Annotated in this window: 15 protein-coding genes; 9 read left to right on the forward strand and 6 right to left on the reverse strand. The window is 73.2% G+C overall.

The window, feature by feature from the left end; genetic code table 11:
- Nucleotides 1-4 precede the first annotated feature (4 nt).
- A complete protein-coding gene (locus Asera_RS14385; protein ID WP_157035071.1) occupies nucleotides 5-622 on the forward strand; it encodes a hypothetical protein in 618 nt (205 codons plus the stop codon).
- A 136-nt stretch (nucleotides 623-758) separates the two neighbouring features.
- Here the strand turns inward: Asera_RS14385 and Asera_RS14390 are convergent, their stop codons facing one another.
- The gene (locus Asera_RS14390) at nucleotides 759-2,150 is read right to left on the reverse strand and encodes a glutamate-5-semialdehyde dehydrogenase (RefSeq protein WP_280529728.1); all 1,392 of its coding nucleotides are present in this window, start codon (nucleotides 2,148-2,150) and stop codon (nucleotides 759-761) included.
- Nucleotides 2,147-2,467 (reverse strand): NIPSNAP family protein, encoded by a 321-nt coding sequence (locus tag Asera_RS14395; protein WP_030448526.1) that lies wholly within the window; start codon nucleotides 2,465-2,467, stop codon nucleotides 2,147-2,149. The genes Asera_RS14390 and Asera_RS14395 overlap by 4 nt, the downstream gene beginning before the upstream one ends.
- A gap of 74 nt (nucleotides 2,468-2,541) precedes the next feature.
- Between Asera_RS14395 and Asera_RS14400 the strand changes: the two genes are divergently transcribed.
- Together Asera_RS14400 and Asera_RS14405 are read left to right on the forward strand one after the other, a co-directional pair.
- Complete coding sequence (locus tag Asera_RS14400) at nucleotides 2,542-3,180, forward strand: GNAT family N-acetyltransferase (protein WP_084132430.1); 639 nt, start codon at nucleotides 2,542-2,544, stop codon at nucleotides 3,178-3,180.
- Complete coding sequence (locus tag Asera_RS14405) at nucleotides 3,180-4,316, forward strand: aminopeptidase P family protein (protein WP_051802765.1); 1,137 nt, start codon at nucleotides 3,180-3,182, stop codon at nucleotides 4,314-4,316. The genes Asera_RS14400 and Asera_RS14405 overlap by 1 nt, the downstream gene beginning before the upstream one ends.
- Nucleotides 4,317-4,342: 26 nt before the next feature.
- Here the strand turns inward: Asera_RS14405 and Asera_RS14410 are convergent, their stop codons facing one another.
- The 3 genes from Asera_RS14410 to Asera_RS14420 all read right to left on the reverse strand — a co-directional run bounded on the left by Asera_RS14410 (nucleotide 4,343) and on the right by Asera_RS14420 (nucleotide 6,417).
- Entirely contained in the window at nucleotides 4,343-5,179 is an 837-nt protein-coding gene (locus Asera_RS14410; protein ID WP_030448523.1) for a PHP domain-containing protein, read from the reverse strand.
- A 54-nt stretch (nucleotides 5,180-5,233) separates the two neighbouring features.
- Nucleotides 5,234-5,566 carry a GNAT family N-acetyltransferase gene (locus Asera_RS14415; protein ID WP_211255729.1) on the reverse strand — a complete coding sequence of 111 codons (333 nt, stop codon included), beginning with the start codon at nucleotides 5,564-5,566 and terminating at the stop codon, nucleotides 5,234-5,236.
- A gap of 92 nt (nucleotides 5,567-5,658) precedes the next feature.
- Nucleotides 5,659-6,417 (reverse strand): helix-turn-helix domain-containing protein, encoded by a 759-nt coding sequence (locus Asera_RS14420; RefSeq protein ID WP_051802764.1) that lies wholly within the window; start codon nucleotides 6,415-6,417, stop codon nucleotides 5,659-5,661.
- 231 nt (nucleotides 6,418-6,648) lie between these two features.
- On the opposite strand from Asera_RS14420, the gene Asera_RS14425 reads away from it, so the two are divergent.
- Together Asera_RS14425 and Asera_RS14430 are read left to right on the forward strand one after the other, a co-directional pair.
- The gene (locus Asera_RS14425; RefSeq protein WP_030448520.1) at nucleotides 6,649-7,311 is read left to right on the forward strand and encodes a DUF4097 family beta strand repeat-containing protein; all 663 of its coding nucleotides are present in this window, start codon (nucleotides 6,649-6,651) and stop codon (nucleotides 7,309-7,311) included.
- 72 nt (nucleotides 7,312-7,383) lie between these two features.
- A complete protein-coding gene (locus Asera_RS14430) occupies nucleotides 7,384-9,654 on the forward strand; it encodes a S9 family peptidase (protein ID WP_030448519.1) in 2,271 nt (756 codons plus the stop codon).
- 75 nt (nucleotides 9,655-9,729) lie between these two features.
- On the opposite strand, the gene Asera_RS14435 is transcribed toward Asera_RS14430, so the two are convergent.
- Nucleotides 9,730-10,206 (reverse strand): winged helix-turn-helix transcriptional regulator, encoded by a 477-nt coding sequence (locus Asera_RS14435; protein WP_030448518.1) that lies wholly within the window; start codon nucleotides 10,204-10,206, stop codon nucleotides 9,730-9,732.
- A 111-nt stretch (nucleotides 10,207-10,317) separates the two neighbouring features.
- Here Asera_RS14435 and Asera_RS14440 point away from each other — a divergent pair, with 111 nt between their 5' ends.
- The 4 genes from Asera_RS14440 to Asera_RS14455 all read left to right on the forward strand — a co-directional run bounded on the left by Asera_RS14440 (nucleotide 10,318) and on the right by Asera_RS14455 (nucleotide 15,079).
- Nucleotides 10,318-10,851, forward strand: coding sequence for a carbonic anhydrase (locus Asera_RS14440; protein WP_030448517.1), 534 nt, complete (start codon nucleotides 10,318-10,320; stop codon nucleotides 10,849-10,851).
- A 159-nt stretch (nucleotides 10,852-11,010) separates the two neighbouring features.
- Nucleotides 11,011-12,075: a hypothetical protein gene (locus tag Asera_RS14445; protein ID WP_051802754.1), complete on the forward strand. Its 1,065-nt coding sequence runs from the start codon at nucleotides 11,011-11,013 to the stop codon at nucleotides 12,073-12,075.
- Nucleotides 12,072-13,748 (forward strand): serine/threonine-protein kinase, encoded by a 1,677-nt coding sequence (locus tag Asera_RS14450; RefSeq protein ID WP_035297994.1) that lies wholly within the window; start codon nucleotides 12,072-12,074, stop codon nucleotides 13,746-13,748. Before Asera_RS14445 ends, Asera_RS14450 begins: the two co-directional genes overlap by 4 nt.
- Nucleotides 13,745-15,079, forward strand: a complete 1,335-nt coding sequence (locus tag Asera_RS14455; RefSeq protein ID WP_030448514.1) for an AAA family ATPase — start codon at nucleotides 13,745-13,747, stop codon at nucleotides 15,077-15,079. The genes Asera_RS14450 and Asera_RS14455 overlap by 4 nt, the downstream gene beginning before the upstream one ends.
- Nucleotides 15,080-15,269 lie beyond the last annotated feature (190 nt).

A 15,269-nucleotide genomic window follows, 5' to 3' on the forward strand; every position in this document is an offset into this window, starting at 1 on the left:
GCCGATGCGACGAACGCTTCTGGTGGTGCCGGCCCTGCTGCTCGCCGCCGCCGGCACGGGTGCTGCCGGTTGCTCCGCGGACCGGGAGAGTCCCGAGCGTTCCGCCGCGTCCGGTCGGGCGACCCCCACCCGGGCCATGATCACGTGGGTGGATGCGGTGTGTGCCGCTGACGACGACCTGCAGGCGAAGCAGGGCGCCGTCCGGGTCCTCGCGTACAGCATGGTTCCGCGCCAACCGACCCGCACGGAGATCGTCCGTCTCGTCGCCGGGGCGCGCCGGGATCTCCAGCAGAGCCTGACGACCTTCCAGAAGATGGACAAGGGGACCGTCGAGGGCGGCGACCGGCTGGTCGCCGCCTACATCGCGGCCGTGCAGGACGCGGTCTCCGCGATCAAGAAGCTGGAGACGACGGCGAAGGACAGCTCCGTTTCCCACAACGTGCTGCTCGATGTTCCCGGCGACCTTGCCGGCGCGATCACGGTCGCGCCGGCGGGCACCGACCTGCCGACGCTGCGCACCCGCAACGCGGCGCTGGACCGGGCGTACCGGCAGGCCGACAGCTGCCAGCACAAGCACTATCGGCCGGCGAGGACGAGCCCGAAGCCCACCTCGACGACCTAGGGTCTGTTCGCAAGTCCCGCGGCCTTGCTCGGCCGGGGGCTTGCGGAACAGACCCGAGCGGGACCTCGACGCCGCGCCGAGCGGGCAGTCGAACGGGCCTGGCACGGCGGCCAGCTGGCCGTGACGATGTTCCGGCTCAGCGGAGGTGGCCGTCCCCGGTGGCCACGTACTTGGTGCTGGTCAGCTCGGGCAGCCCCATCGGCCCGCGGGCGTGCAGCTTCTGGGTGGAGATGCCGATCTCGGCACCGAAGCCGAACTCGCCGCCGTCGACGAACCAGGTGGACGCGTTGACCAGTACCACGGCGGCGTCGACGCGGGCCACGAAGTCGCGGGCCGCCGACTGCGAGCGGGTCACGATCGCCTCCGAGTGGCCGGAGGAGAAGCGCCGGATGTGCTCGACCGCGGCGTCCAGGCTCGGCACGTCGGCCACGGCGAGATCCAGCGACAGGTACTCGCGCGACCAGTCGTCGTCGGTGGCGGGCACCACCTCGACGCCGACCCGCTTTCCTTGTGCCGCAACCGATGCGTCGCCGTGTACGGTGACGCCAGCCGCGGCGAGGGCCGGCAGCAGCATCCGGTGGAACCGAGCCGAGACCGCCTCGTGCACCAGCACGGTCTCGGTCGAACAACACACCGACGGCCGGCCGGTCTTGCCGTTGAGAACGATGCCGAGCGCGTCGTCGAGGTCAGCGTCGGCGTCGACGAACACGTGACAGTTGCCGACCCCGGTCTCGATGACCGGGACCGTGGACTCCTCGACGACGGTACGGATGAGGGCCGCGCCACCGCGCGGGATCAGCACGTCGACCAGGCCGCGCGCCCGCATCAGCGCCCGGACCGCGTCGTGCGTGCCGCCGGGCACCAGCTGCACCGCGTCGGTGGGCAGGCCGGTGGCGTCGAGCGCGTCCCGCAGTACCGCCACGATCGTCTCGTTGGAGCACCGGGCCGACGCGGAGCCACGCAGCAGTACGGCATTGCCTGACTTGAGGGTGAGCCCGGCGGCATCGACGGTGACGTTCGGACGGCCCTCGTAGACGATGCCGACCACCCCGAAGGGGACCCGGAGCTGGCGCAGCTCCAGCCCGTTCGCCAGGGTGGAGCCGCGGACGACCTCGCCGACCGGGTCGGGCAGTCCGGCGACCGTGCACAGCCCGTCCGCCATCCCCTCGATCCGGCGGGCGTTCAGCGTCAACCGGTCCAGCATCGCCGCGGCGGTGCCGGCGGCGCGCGCGGCGGACACGTCGAGCTCGTTCGCGGCGAGGATCTCGGCGCTGCGCGACAGCAGCGCCGCGGCCATCGCCCGCAGCGTACGGTCCTTCGCCGCGCGCGGGAGCACGGCCAGCGCGGCGGCCGCGGTACGGGCGCGCACGGCGCATTCCCGCACCGCGCTCGCCGTGCCGGCGTCACCGGACGGCAGGTGCTGACGAGTGGTGGAGACCGGCGGGTTCGGCTCTGCTGGGCCGGATCGAGTGGCGTTGCCACCGTGCCCCGGGTCGTTGCCGGGCCGCGTGTGGTGGGTCGTGATCACGACTGCTCCGTTCGGGGTGACGCCGGGCGCAGGAACGTCCGGTCGAACCGCCGGATGCATTCGGTGCGTGTAGCCAGCTTCCACAGGAGCCGGGCGTCCTCGTCGCGGCGGATGCGCTCCCGGTAGCGCTCGTAGTCGGCCAGGCTCGGGAAGGAGAACAGCGCGTACCCGATGTCGTTGGCCCCCTCGTGCGGCAGGTAGCAGCCGTGGTGGACACCTCCGTTGCGGGTCACGATCGGGACCCATCCGGTGACGTACTCCTCGAAGGCGTCGACCCGGGCCGGGTCGATCTCGTACCGCAGGTGGCAGGTGATCATCCGCTGCCCTTTCTGTGCCGCGCCGACGTGCTGCTATCTTCATCGTAACAACTGTTATGTGAATCGGAGTCAGCATGTTCGAGCGCACGCTGCGAGACGGCGCCAGCCTCCGGCCGCTGGAGCCGTGGCATGCCGAGGAGTTCGCCGCCCACCTGGACCGGGCCCGGGAACACATCCGACCGTGGGTCGGCCCCGGGTTCGTCACCGACGACCTCGACGGCGCCCGCGGCACGCTGCGCGGCTACGCCGAGCGGCAGGCCGCCGACGGCGCCCGCCTGTTCGGCATCTGGCTCGACGCCACCCTCGTCGGTGGCGTGATGTTCACCGCGTTCGACGCCGCTCTGGGCTGCTGCGAGATCGGCTGCTGGCTGGAGCCGGGTGCCGAGGGGCGCGGCCTGGTCACCCCCGCCTGCGCCGTGCTGCTCGACTGGGCGCTGGGCACCCGGGGGCTGCACCGCGCCGAGTGGCGCTGCCGTGCCGACAACGAGCGCAGCGCCGCGGTCGCCCGTCGCCTCGGCATGACGCTGGAGGGGGTGCGCCGGGAGTTCTGGCCCTACGCGGGCACCCGGTACGACAAGCAGGTCTGGGCGATCCTCGCGCCGGACTGGACCGCGCGCGCGGTACAGCCGCCGCGGGGAGATGCCCGGCGGCCCAGCCGGTCGGTGGCTCCGACCGCGACCGAGCCGTTCGAGTACCAGAGGAGGGTGTGCTGATGGCCGAGGCAGGCGAGAACACGGCGAACGAACACGACGACGTGGCGGATCCCTACGGGCCGCGCCGGGACCGGGCCCTGGCCGCGGCGCTCGACGCCGGCTTCGCCGGCCTGATCGCGACGCCCGGGCCGGACCTCGCGTACCTGACCGGCTACACGCCGACGACGGCCAGCGAGCGGTTCACCGCACTGCTGCTGACCCCGGACATCGAACCGACCCTGGTGGTACCCACGCTGGAGCGCCCCGATGCCGAACGCGTCGGCGCCGCACCCCGCTACCGGGGCTGGCGTGACGAGACCGACCCGTACCAGATCGTCGCGGCGCTGCTCGGCCGGGCCGGCCGCTACGCCGTTTCCGACGCCGCCTGGGCGCTGCACCTGCTGGCGCTGCAGGCCACGATCCCGGGAGCCGGCTACACCGCGATGACCGACGCGCTGCCGATGCTGCGGGCGGTCAAGGACGCCGCGGAACGCTCGCGCCTGGCGGCCGCCGGGGCCGCCGCCGACGCCGTCTACGAACGGATCGTCGAGACCGCGTTCGCCGGCAGCCGGGAGCGCGACGTGGCCGCCGCCCTCGACGCGTTGCTGCGCGAGCACGGGCACGAACAGGTCGACTTCACCATCGTCGCGTCCGGCCCGCACTCGGCGAATCCGCACCACCACTCCGGCGACCGGATCATCGAGGCCGGCGACACCGTGGTGCTGGACTTCGGCGGCCTGCGCGACGGGTACGGCTCCGACACCACCCGCACGGTGCACGTCGGCGAACCCGCAGCGCAGGTCCGCGAGGTACACGAACTGGTCCGGACCGCCCAGCAGGCGGCCTTCGAGGCCGTCGCCCCGGGCGTCTCGTGCCAGGACGTCGACGCGGTCGCACGCGACATCATCACCGCGGCCGGCCACGGCGAACACTTCATCCACCGGACCGGCCACGGGATCGGTTTGACCACGCACGAACCGCCGTACATCGTCGCGGGGGAGAAGCAGGCGCTGACGCCCGGGATGTGCTTCTCGCTCGAACCCGGCGTCTACCTGCCGGGACGGTTCGGCGTCCGGATCGAGGACATCGTCGCCGTGACCGACACCGGCGCCGTGCGACTCAACAACACCGCGCACCGCCTCCAGCTCGTCGGGTGACGGCAGACCGCGCACCCGCCACGCGTTCAGTCGGACCGGGGCCAGAGATCGTACGGGTCGTCGCCCGGGCGGAAGCCGTGCGCCTCGGCCATCGCGGCCGCCTGCCGGAACCCGTGCGCGACGGCGGTGGGCAGATGCGCGTCGCTGCCGAAGCTCACCGCGTCGCCGCCCTCCTGGTACCACCAGGTCAGAATCGTCGGGTCCAGCGGCAGCCGGGTGTTGATCTCCAGCGCCCGGCCGGACCCGGCGGTGGCCCGCAGCGCGGTGCGGAACTCGTCCTCAAAGGCGCGCGGATCGAACCGGCCGGACGGCCAGGACCGGATCGGGTAGTCGACGTGCGCCAGCACCGCGAACTCGTCGCTGCCGGCCACCAGCCGGACGATCTCGGCCAGGTACGCCCGGACGACATCGGCCGCCGGCCGACGCGGGTAGATGCCCCACGGTTCGGCGTAGCCGGCGCCGTCCGGCAGGCAGTGCAGGGAACCGAGCACCCGGTCGAACCGGCCGGCGCGCAGGATCGCCGCACACTCCGCGGTGTACCAGTGCGGCTCGCCCAGCTCCAGGCCGCTGAGGATGCGCAGCCCCGGGAAGCGTTCGCGGCAGGTCTCGATCGCCGCGAGGTACCCCGCCGGATCGAACGGCGGCGGCGTCAGTAGCCCGTCCGGCCCCGCCAGCGCGGTGAGGTGGTCCTGGACGTATGGACCGTCGACGGCGACCGGCCACGTGGTGTGGTCCAGGTGTTCAGTGAACGCGATCGCGGGCAGCCCGTACTCCACCGCCTGCGCGCAGGAGCGCTCCATCGAACCCAGCGGCGCGTCCCAGGACCACTCGCTGTGCACATGGCCGTCGGCCGGAAGCGCCACGCCGCACACCTCACCTCTCGCGCATCTGCGGACTGCCAGCCACTCGGGTCGCGGTCAGCTGGTCCGAAGCCCGATGGTGCACCAGATCGTCGCACCGAAGTCGTCGGTGCTGATCCGCTCGGTGCGGGTGAAGCCGATCTTGTCCAGCACCCGGAACGACTGCTCGTTCCAGGACCGTACCGTCGCCCAGAGCTGGCGGCGTCCGGTGCCGGCCGCGGCGTCGACCGTGGCGCGGGCGGCTTCGGTCGCGTACCCGTTGCCGTGGTCGGCGCGCAGCAGTTCGTAGGCGATCTCCGGCTCGTCCGCGCTGGCGTGCCCCGCGACCAGCCCGCAGTAGCCGGCGAACCGGTGGGTCGTCAGCCGCATCGGCATCGACGCATAATCCACCCCTCGCAGGGTAGCGGCCGACTCCGGCCCGGCAGGGCGTCACCCCGGCCCGGTACGGCGTCACCCGGCCGGACCGACGTTCGGCGGCGCTGTCAGTCGTGGTGGTCGGGGGCCTCGGTGTTGAGCACCTCGCGGGCCTCGGTGCTGAGCACCTCGCGGGCCTCGGTGCTGAGCACCTCGCGGGCCTGGTTGGCCGCGCGCGTGATGCTCTCGCCGATGAAGTCCATGAACCGGGCGATGTTCTGCAGCCGGATCGCCGCCGGGCCGTCGAACACCTCGACGCCCTGCCGGGCGGCCTCGGCGAACCGGGCATGCCCGCGGGCGCTGGCGATCATCGACCGGTACCAGACGTCGTTGTCGACCACGTAGCGTTCCCGGCGGTGCTCGTCGCGTTCCCGGCCGACCAGCCCCTGGCCTTCCAGGAACGCCACCGCCTTGGACACCGACGCCGGGCTGATCTGCAGGTACCGGGCCAGCTCGGCGGCGGTCATGCTGCCCGTGTCGCTGGTGAACAGGCAGGTCAACACCCGCGCGGTCATCTTCGGCAGGCCCTGCTGCATCAGCAGCGTGGTGAAGTTCTCCCGGTACTCCTGGGTCGCGTCGGTGTCGGCTCCGTCGGCCGGCTGGGTACCGCGGGGGGCGGCCGGGCGGCGCCGGTGCGCGCGGCGTTCCGTCGCGCGGTGGGCGAGATCGGCCCGGTAGCCGGTGGGCCCGCCGTTGCGCAGGACCTCGCGGGTGATCGTCGAGGTGGGCCGGTCGAGCCGGCGGGCGATCTCGGCGTAGGCGAGGCCGTCACCGAGGCCCAGCGCGATCTGTTGGCGTTCCTGCTGGGTGAGCCTGCCTCCGGGCACCACGGCCTCCTCGTGTCCTGCGTCGCCGCGAGCTTAGCGTTCACTTTCCATTCATTGCAACACCGGAGGCGCCTGTTGTTGCATTGAATCACTGTCCTGTTGCAACGAAAACTCGGTGTTGAGCTGCGTATATGTCAGCACAATGCAACAACGCTATTGCTCGCACTGGAAAGGCAACGTAGCGTTTCTGATGTTGGAAACAAGGATCGCAGCTATCCGCGGGAGCACACGATGCAGACGTTCGCCACCACCGCCCCGATCACCACCGTGCTGGACGTCCCGGCCGGACGGATCCAGTTCATCGCCGCTGACCGTGCCGACGCCACCGTCGAGATCCGGCCCGCCGACGCCGGCCGCAAGCGCGACCGCGCGCTCGCCGAGGAGACCACGATCGACTACACCGAGGGCATCCTGCGCATCCAGGCGCCGACCAGGAACCAGTACCTCGGCCCCTCCGGCGCCATCGAGGTCACCGTGCAGCTGCCCACCGGTTCCCGGGTCGAGGCGAAGACCGCCAGCGCCGAGTTTCGCGGCGTGGGCCGGCTCGGCGACATCAGCTACGACAGCAAGCACGGCCCGATCAGGATCGACGAAGCGGCCAGCGCGCAGCTGACCACCCTCGCCGGCGACGTGACCGTCGGCCGCCTCACCGGTGCCGCCCGGATCAGTACCAGTAAGGGCGACATCCGCATCGACGAGGCGACGCGCGGCACGCTGACGCTGCGCACCGAAGCCGGCGACGTGTCCGTGGGTGCCGCGGCGGGCGTGTCCGCTGAGTTCCGGGGCGGCACCCGCTACGGCCGGATCCACGAGGCGCTGCGCAACGACGGCGACATCGCGCTGACCATCCACGCGACCACCTCGTACGGCAACATCACCGCCCGCAGCCGCTGACCCGCCGGGCCGTCGCCCCACACCGGGGCAACGGCACGGATCCCTTCTGTACCAAGGTGAGAGGACCTTTCGATGAGCACCGACGCGAACTACCAGGCCGCCGAGAAGCTGCTGCGCCGGCCGGTGAGCCCCGGCGAACTGGTCGTCGGCAACCAGATCCGTCCACAATGGATCGAGGGCACCGGACGTTTCTGGTACAAGGTGGCCACCGGTACCGGGACCCGGTTCGTTCTGGTCGATCCGGCGGCCGGCACCCGCGAGCCGCTGTTCGACCACGCCCGGCTCGCCGCCGCCCTGGCCGCGGCCGCCGGCCAGCCGGTCGACGCCGAAGCGCTGCCGTTCACCACGATCGTGCTGCGCGCCGACGCCGTCGAGCTCCTCGCCTTCGGCGGCTACTGGCGCTGCGGGCTCGACGACTACCGTTGCGAGCCCGCCGAGTTCACCCCGCCGGCCAACCCGCTGGACGTACCGTCCCCGGACGGCAGCGTCGCGGTGTCGCAGCGCGGGCCGAACCTGTGGGCGGTGGCCGGCGACCGCGAGTGGCCGCTGACCACCGACGGCGAACCGCAATACCAGTACGGCACCAGCCCGGAGAGCCTGGGCAACGGCACCCTGCTGCGCAAGTTCGGCATCCCGTACCTGCCGCCGGCCGTCGCCTGGTCGCCCGACTCGACGAAGGTCCTCACCCACCGCACCGACGAGCGTGACGTGCGGCAGACCGCGCTGATCGAGTCGCGGCCCGCCGACGGCGGCGCGCCGGCACTGCACACCCAGCGGTACGCCTATGCCGGCGACGACGCCGCTCCGCGCGCCGAACTGGTGGTCCTCGACGTCGCCGCCGGCACCGTGGTCCGCGCCCAGGCCGACCCGCTGTTCGCCCCGACGGTCTCGCCGGTGATGGGAAAGTCTGCCTGGTGGTCCGACGACGGATCCGCGGTCTGGTACCTGAGCCAGACCCGCGACCGGCACACCCTGTCGCTGCACCGGCTCGACCCGGCCACCGGCGAGGTCGGCACCGTGCTCACCGAAACCGGCGACACCCGGGTCGAGCCCAACCAGTGGATGTACGAGCCGCCCATCGTGCGGGTGCTCGCCGACGAGGTCCTCTGGTACTCCCAGCGCGACGGCTGGGGCCACCTGTACCGCTACGACGCGCACACCGGTGCGCTGCTCAACCAGGTCACCCGCGGGCAGTGGGCGGTCCGGCAGATCCTGCACGTCGACGAGGCCGCGCGGGTGGTGTACTTCACCGCGGCCGGCCTGGTCGAGGCCGACCCGTACCGGCGCAGCGTGTGCCGGGTCGGCCTGGACGGCTCCGGTTTCGCGCTGGTCACCGACGACGAGTACGACCACGTCGTCACGATGCCGGCCGACCACGCCTGGTTCGTCGACTCCGCATCCACAGTGGACACCGCCCCGGTGACGACCGTACGGGACTGGACCGGCCGGGTCCTGGTCGAGTTGGAACGCGCCGACACCGGCAAGCTCGCGGCGCTGGGCTGGACGCCGCCGGAGCGGTTCCGCGTCAAGGCCGCCGACGGGGTCACCGACATCTACGGCGTGCTGTACCGCCCGCACGGCTTCGATCCGGCCGCCCGGTACCCGGTGGTCGACACCATCTACCCGGGACCGCAGGTCAACCGGGTCGATCCGTGCTTCGACCAGGGTGGGATGGGCCTGGACGCCGAACCGCTCGCCGCGCTCGGCTTCGCCGTGCTCGCGGTCGACGGGCGCGGCACCCCGGGACGTGACAAGGCGTTCCACGACGCCTCGTACGGCCGGCTGGGCGACGCCGGGTCGATCGACGACCACGTCGCCGCGTTGCGCCAGCTCGCCGAGACCAGGCCGTGGCTGGACCTGGACCGGGTCGGCATGCTCGGCCACTCCGGCGGCGGGTACGCCACCGTCCGGGCGATGCTGGACCACCCGGAGGTCTACCGGGTCGGTGCGGCGCTGTCCGGACCGCACGAGCCCCGGTTCTTCAGCCTCGACTTCGTGGAGGCCTACGACGGCGCCGGCAACCCCGACGCCTGGGCCCGCTCGTCCAATGTGGACATTGTGGATCGGTTGGTGGGCAAGCTGCTGCTGGTGCACGGCGAGATGGACGACCGGGTCCATCCGGACCACACGATGCGGCTGGCCGACCGGCTGGTCGCCGCCGGCAAGGACTTCGAGATGCTCATCGTGCCGGGCGCCGAGCACATGTTCATCGACTGCCTCGCCTACGTGCGCACCCGCTGCTGGGACTTCCTGGTCCGCGAACTGATGGGCGCCCAGCCGCCGACCTACCGCCCCGCCCCGATCGTCCTGGACCCCGACCTGCTCAGCGACCTGTTCGCCTGACCCCGGCGAGCCCTCCGTCGTCACCCTCGGCCACGGCGGCACCGAGCCTGCCCGGCTCGGTGTGGCCGGGTCGGGTCAGGGGGTGGCGCCGCGGCGGATCTCGATGTCGGTCGGCGGTGTGGTCGCGGGTTGCTCGCCGGCACAGACACGCACGTCGACGGGCCGGCCGGTACTGGCGTCGACGAACCTGATCGGCGCGCCGGCATCCTGCAGGTGCCGGTCGCCCCACTGCACCAGCGACAGGAACACCGGCAGCAGCTCCTCCCCGGCCTCGGTCAACCGGTACTGGTCGCGGGTGCGTTTGCCCTGCTCGCGGTAGGGGGAGCGAACCACGATTCCGGCTGCTTCGAACTGCTTGAGCGCCCGGGACACCGCCGGGGCCGAACTCTCGGTGCGGTCGACGAAGTCGTCGAAGCGCACGGTGCCGAAGAACAGCTCGCGCAGCACCTGGAAGGCGGTCCGGGTGCTGAGCACCTCCAGCACCCGCGTCATCGAGCAGAGGCCACCGATGCGCCACCGGGTGCGGTCACGAAGCTCGCCCTCGAAATCCATCCGGCTCCCCTGACTGACGCTTGCGTTAGTCAGCCTAGCATGGTCTGATGATCTGACTAACGAACTCGTTAGTCAGACTTTCGGGCTGATCGCCAACCAACGGGGGACACCATGACCGTCGTCGACACACTCACCCAACGCAACGAGCAGTTCTCCCGTACCGGCTTCAGGCCCGGACTGTGGATGCTGCCCACCCTGCGCTCCGTGCTGCTGGGCTGCGTCGACCCGCGGGTCGACCCCGCGCACGTGCTCGGCGTCGACACCGGAGAGCTCGCCGTCATCCGCAACGTCGGCGGCCGCGCCACCCCCGACGCGATCGCCGAGATCGCGCTGCTCGCCCGGCTGACCCGTACCCTGCTCGCCGAGCATGCCCCGGTCGCCGACCTGATCGTCATGCAGCACACCGACTGCGGCATCACCCGCCTGCAGGATCCGCCCGAGCAGCTCGCCGACTACTTCCACGTCGACCCGGCGGCACTGCCGGACAAGCACGTCGCCGACCCGCGCGCCGCGGTCGACGCCGACGTCGCGGCGTTGCGAGCGGTACCGGAGATCGCCACCGCCTTCCGCGTCAGCGGCATCGTCTACGACGTCGAAACCGGGCGTGTCGACCTCGTCACCGCCCAGCCGGCGCCGACGCCCTGACCGTGCCGGCGCCCGGTGCCGCGAACCACCGGTACCGGCGCAGGGGATGCCGCGGCGGCCGGCACGCCTCGGCCACCCACGCGGATCCGGCGGTACGCCTCGGCGCGGGCGCGGCCACCACCGCGGCTCTGTCGCAGGCAGGCGGTAGCGTCGGCGGCTATGGATGGGAGCGGACGGGTACTGGCGGCGTGGCGCGGCGGGTTCGGGCGGGCCGAGCTGACCGCGCGGCGGGTGGCCGGGCTGCTGGAGGTGCCCGGCTGCGCCCGGCGCGAGGTGCTGGATGCCGCCGAACTGCCGCTGCCGGAGGTCGCCGGGCTGCTCGGCTGCCCGCCGCCCCGGCTGAGCCCGTTCGTGCACGCGCGCCGGCGCCGGTTCGACGCCGTGTGCACCGACGACGGCCTGGCGGCGCTGCTGCCACTGGTCCGTGACGGGCTCGGCCTGCCGATCGACACCGGCCGCAGCCATCAGGTGCCCGGCGCCGACGCGGCCGAGCGGGCCGCGGCCACCGACCGGCTGCTCGCCGAGCTACCCGAGCGTTCCCTGACCCTGCTGCGCGACCCGGTCCTGCCGCTGCGGCTCGGTGACCGCGAACAGTGGCTTACCCTGGAGGCGCTGCTGGTCACCGGCACGCTACCGCGGCACGTGGTCGCCATCCGTACCTTCCCGCGCCAGGACGGCGTCGCCGACCCCACCCAGGTGGCCGCCGCCGCCCGCGAGATCGCCGCGGCCGTGCTGGCGTTGCGCGCCCGCACCGAGGTGTCCCGCCGCGCCCTGCTGGTACTGCCGGAGAACGCGTCGCTGCAGCCGGTCGCCGCGCCGCTCGACGTCGCGCCGCAGCTGGCCCGGCTCACCGCCCTGGTGCGTACCGCCGGCGACGGCACCCGGCTCGCCGCGCTGCTCGCCGGCACACCCGCGCTGCCCGACCCGGCCACCGGCGACGCCCCGCAGCGCACCGCCGCCGCGGTCGCCGCGCTGCCGCACCGGTTCGGCGACGGCTGCCTGCGCTGCGATCTGTTCACCTTCTGCCGCGGCGAGCAGGAAGACGCCGAGGCCATCGGCCGACTCGGTACTGCGGTGACCAACGCCTGCGCCTCGGTGCCCACCGTCGACGCCGCACTCGCGCTCGCCGACGGCAGCCGCGTCCCGACCGGCGCCGCCGAGACCGCCCTGGCCGACGGGCTGTCCCGCGCCGCTCGCGCGCTCGAACTGGCCACCGCCCGATGAGTGACCTCGCCACCTACCGGCGGCTGCTCGCCCGGCGACAGCGGCGTGCGGTGCCGGCCGCCGCCCGCTGCCACCCTTACCTGGCCGGCGAGCCGCTGGTGATCGTCGGGTACCACCTGGCGGGAGAGCCGGCCGCACCGCTCGCCCTGCGGTACGGGACCGCGCCCGGCCGGTGGCGCACCGTGGTGGTGCCCGAGCCGCGCGACCGTACCCTGCGCTTCGCGGCGCTGGCCACCTTCGGTGCCGATCTGCGGGACCACCTGACCGGGTTCAGCGACCGCGACGACGTGCCGGTGCTCGATCGCCGCGGCGTACAGACCGACACCGAGCAGGTCTGCCGGCGCGCCCCGCAACTGCTGGTGCCGAACGCGGCCACCGCCGCCTGGCTGTGCGACACCCTCGGCCGCTCGCTGCGCTACCTGCGCGCCGACGGCGAACACCCCGTCGACCCGGTACTGCCGGCCATCGGCGCCGACCTGAGCTTCTTCGCCACCCGCCGGGTGCTGCCCGGCTCCGCGCTGGTGCTCGCCGCCGGCGACCTGCTGACCACGCACTGGGTCACCGGCCAGCTCCCGGCCGAGGACGCCAACCTGCACACCGCGCTCGCCTGGGTCGACCCGCGGCACGGCACTGTATCCGGCGCGCCGGTGGACGCCCGCCCCGATATCGAGGACACCGCACCGGGCTCGGTCGATGCCCGCGGCTCCGCTGTGGCCGGTTCGGGCGGGCCGGCTCGGTCACCTGGCGTCGACGCGGTGGTGGCGGCACTGGCGGCCGAGGCGCTGCCGCCGGCCGGGCCGGTGCCCGACCCGCACTTCGACGCGACCCGGCTGGCCCCGGCGATCGAGCGGTACCACGCCGACGGCGACCCGGAGCCGCTGACCGCCCTGCTCGACGCGGCACTCGACCCGGCCTGGCGGGCCACCTGGCGGGTTCGGGAGCTGGTCGCGGCGCTGCCACCGGCCGCGCACGCCGAACCGCGCCGGGAGTCCGACCGCCGCGCCTGGACCCGCCACCTGGACCGGGTCGCCGCCGGTACGGCGCACTTCAGCGCCCGGCTCGACCAGCTCCGCGCCTTCCGGTTCCTCGGCGAGCTGGAGTCGCGTACCGCGGCGCTGGAGCGGCAGATGGCGCTCGACGATCCGCTGGTGCTGGCCGGCTACGTTGCGTCCGGTGAGGCGCTGTCCGGCCAGGTCGTCGCCCGCGACCACGAACGCCGTGAACTCAATGCTCGCGGCAGCAAGGTGTTGCGCCCGCTGCTGCGCATCCGGCCGCATCTCGCCTTCGACCGCCCCGCCGGTACCGAGCTGTGGCTGGTCGACCGGCCCGGCGTCCAGGTCCGTACCGGTGTGGTCGGCGCCGACGGCGCGCTCGACTGCATCGTGGTCAAGGGGATGGGCCGCACCCCGCAGCAGGCCGACGCGGCGTTGCCGGCGGTCGGCGCCGACGTGGTGCTGGCCCCGTTCGGCCCGCAACCGGTCTTCGGCGACACCCTCCCGGAAGACCTGCCCTGGACCCACCGCACCACCGAACCCGACGACGGCCCCGATCCGGGCACCGACCCCGAGGTCGGCACCGGTGGCGAGCCGGGCACCAGACCCGAGGCCGACAGCGGTGGCGAGCCGGGCACCAGACCCGAGGCCGACAGCGGTGGCGAGGAGGGACGACGGTGACCGGGCTGTTGACCGGATCGCCGGCCGCCGCGCACGCCGCGGCGGTCGAACGCACCTGGTCGTACCTGACGGGCGGCGCGCGCACCGTGGTGGTCGACTCGCCGCCCGGTGCCGGCAAGTCGACGCTGGTGCGGCAGCTGACCGCGCGGCTGGTCGACACCGGCGTGCAGGTGCCGGTCATCACCCAGACCAACGACCAGGCCGACGATCTCGCCGCGGCGATCGCCGGCGCCGTCGCGCCGGCCCGGGTCGGCCGGCTGCACGCCGGCGGCTACACACCGCCGATCGCGGACGCCAGCGAGACCCCGGTCGGGTACTCGACGAAGGTCGCGGATCTGGGCGGCTGCGCGGTGCTGGTGGCCACGGCGGCGAAGTGGGCGTTCGTCGACGCGGCCGACCACCACTTCGAGCTGGGCATCGTCGACGAGGCGTACCAGATGTCCTCGGCGGCGCTGGTGCGGGTCGCCGAGCTGTTCGACCGGCTGCTGCTGGTCGGCGACCCGGGACAGCTGTCGCCGTTCACGATCGCCGACGAGCACGTGCTCCGCTCGTACGCGACGTGGCCGCTGGACACCGCCGCCGGCACGATCCTGCGCAACCATCCGGACACCCCGGTGGTGCCGCTGCCGGTGTCGTGGCGACTGCCGCCGAGCGCCGCCGAGTTGGTGTCGGATTCCTTCTACACCAGGCCGTTTCGCGCCGGTACCGAGCCGGGGCAGCGTTCGCTGCGGATCGCCGCACCGGGCACCGACGCCTATGGTGACGTGCTGTCGACGGCGGCCGCCACCGGCTGGGGCCTGCTGGAACTGCCCGAGGCGTACCTGCCGCGCACCGATCCGGCCGCGGTCGCCGCCATCGCGACCCTGGTGACCCGGCTGCTCGGGACCGAGGTGTCCACAGTGGACGAGTCTGGTACCGGCACGCTCGGCCCGGCGCAGCTCGCGGTCGGGGTCACCCACCGCGACCAGCGGGCGTTCGTGACCGCGGCGCTGGCCGAGCGCGGCATCGCCCCCGGCACCGTCACCGTCGACACCGCGAACCGGTTGCAGGGCCGCCAGTACGAGCTGGTCGTCGCCTGGCATCCGCTGTCCGGCCGGCGCGACGCCTCGGCGTTCCACCTGGAAGCCGGCCGCCTGTGCGTACTGGCCTCCCGGCACCGGCACGCCTGCGTGGTGGTCTCCCGCGCCGGCGTCGCCGACCAGCTCGCCGCCTACCCCGCCGACGAACCGGTCTGGCTGGGGGCCGACCCGCCGCAGGTCGACGGCTGGACCGCCAACCTCACCTTCCAGTCGCACCTCGACACCGTTCGCGTCGCCCTGCCCGCACGCTGACCGCCGGCGTCGCCTGCGACGCCGGGCCGGCGCCGAATCCCCCGGCCGTAGGCGGAGGGGCACGTGCCGGCGGTACGGGCTGACGGTGCGGTCGCCGCAATCCAGAAGCGCGGCCGGAGCCTCGGGCGAGGTTTGAGGGTTTCCGGCTCGATCCAGCGGCCGGCCGAAGGCAAAGCCTTCCTCGATCGTT

This window comes from Actinocatenispora sera, from assembly GCF_018324685.1.
In the GTDB taxonomy this organism is placed as follows: domain Bacteria; phylum Actinomycetota; class Actinomycetes; order Mycobacteriales; family Micromonosporaceae; genus Actinocatenispora; species Actinocatenispora sera.